General features: G+C 59.4%; 2 protein-coding genes and 1 pseudogene. All 3 read left to right on the top strand.

Annotation, left to right across the window (positions count from 1 at the left end; genetic code table 11):
* Window positions 1–687 (top strand): zinc-binding alcohol dehydrogenase family protein (locus tag CFR71_RS15625; RefSeq protein WP_110532221.1); only part of this gene is annotated, 687 nt, incomplete at its 5' end.
* Between the two features lie 65 nt (window positions 688–752).
* Window positions 753–1,187, top strand: coding sequence for a cupin domain-containing protein (locus tag CFR71_RS15630; RefSeq protein ID WP_110532223.1), 435 nt, complete (start codon window positions 753–755; stop codon window positions 1,185–1,187).
* A gap of 522 nt (window positions 1,188–1,709) precedes the next feature.
* Window positions 1,710–1,913, top strand: a pseudogene (locus CFR71_RS15635) (hypothetical protein); the annotation flags it as partial.

The following is a 1,913-nucleotide window of genomic DNA, read 5'->3' on the forward strand; positions in this document are numbered from 1 at the left end:
CGTAAGCCCCGTTCCCTGAACTGGGCTGAAGCCGCGGCACTGCCGCTGACAGCGATCACCGCCTGGGAGATGCTGTTCGATCGCCTGGATATCCGTCGGCCAGTCCCTGGCGTGAAGCCAGCCGTGCTGATTATCGGCGGCGCTGGCGGCGTCAGCTCCATCGCCATCCAGCTGGCCCGGGTCCTGACCGATGTCACGGTCATCGCCACCGCCTCCCGGCCAGAAACGCGCGACTGGGTAATATCTCTCGGGGCACACCATGTGGTGGATCACAGCAGGCCTCTTGCCGCGCAGGTCGCGGCCCTTCCGACCGGCGCTCCCGGCTTCGTCTTTTCCACGACGCAGACCGATCGGCATATGCCAGAGATTGTCGAGCTGATCGCGCCCCAGGGGCATTTCGGCCTGATTGATGACCCGGCTGTGCTCGACGCCCTGCCGCTGAAGAAGAAAAGCCTGTCGCTGCACTGGGAGCTGATGTTCACCCGCCCGCTGTTCGGCACAGCCGATATGGGCAGGCAGGGCGAGATTCTCAACGACGTCTCACGCCTCGTGGATGACGGGCGTATCCGCACCACGCTTGGCAGGAACCTCGGCCTGATCACCGCGGCGAACCTGCGGCAGGCCCATGCCCTGATCGAGAGCGGTCAGGCAAAGGGCAAGATCGTGCTCGAAGGTTTTCCTGGCTGAAATGGAGAAGACCATGAAAGCGCTCGTCGAGACATGGTATGGAACATGGGCGGAGACCAGGCCTCATGACTGATGAAGAGCATCTGATGACCCTGAACCGTACCGGTGGACGGTTCGATCTCAACAGGATTGCCGCGGCATTCCCGGAAACCGCGGATACGATGCTGCTGGATACCTATCTGACCGACAGGCCTGAAGCCAGTATCAGGGTGTTCCGGATCTATCGGGACGTGCCGCCGCATTATCATACCCAGTGTGATGAAGTCCTCCATGTCCTTTCCGGAGAAGGGACATTCTGGATTGATGATCCGGCTGAGGAAGCGCCGTTTGTCCCCGGGCACCTGCTGGTCTTTCCGCGGCGTGCGGTGCATGCGGTGCCGCGTATCCTGCGTGATCCTGTCATTTTTCTTGCCATCGACACACCGCGCCGGGCACCGGATGACGTGGTGTTTGTCGATCCTGCCGAAGGCACGCCTTCCGGCTTCATCAAGAGTATCTGAAGGAATGTCGCGGGTCACAGACGAACGGGAGCTGTGGCCCTGCAGCGCATGCCCGCAAAACGCGGCGCAGGTACAGGGCGTCTGGATACGGTTTCCTCTCCCGAAAGGGCCGGTCCGGGAAACATCTCTGTTCAACAGGAAAAAAAGAAAATCAGGGCGGCCCCTTCGGGGTTCTCTCACTCTGGTTCGCTAAGCGGCTGCGCCGCTAACCTCACTGGAGCCCCCTGCGGGGTCTCCACGCTTTCGCGCAACGGTTCGACCGCTCGCCCTGGTGTTCTACAGGATGAATACTTACGCAACACTTGATAAGATCGCACGTTATGAAATGGGCATAAGGAAATAAAGAGGAGAAAACCATAAGTAAACTAATGTTTATTACTGATATATTGTCTTTTTTATTGTATTTATATTCTGTCTGTACTATTCTTTATTTGTGGAGAGGGAAATGGTTCCCGCCACAGACGCCCCGCCCGGTGCTCGAACACCGGACAGGGCTGACGCCAGACAGAAAGGTCAAGTTTCATGTCCAACGCTACCAACACAATGACCGCCGCCCTCGCTTCCGCGCAAGAGAAGAAAGCCGCCAGCAAGGCAAAATCGGGCCAGAAGGCCCCCGCCGCCCGCCGCTTCGAGGAAGCGGCCCGGCGCGCGCCTGTCATCACCATCGAGGCCGCCGAAGCCCTGATCCCCGTTCCCGACCAGATCACCAAGATCGTTTCCCATTTC

It is taken from the genome of Novacetimonas pomaceti, assembly GCF_003207955.1.
GTDB lineage: Bacteria > Pseudomonadota > Alphaproteobacteria > Acetobacterales > Acetobacteraceae > Novacetimonas > Novacetimonas pomaceti.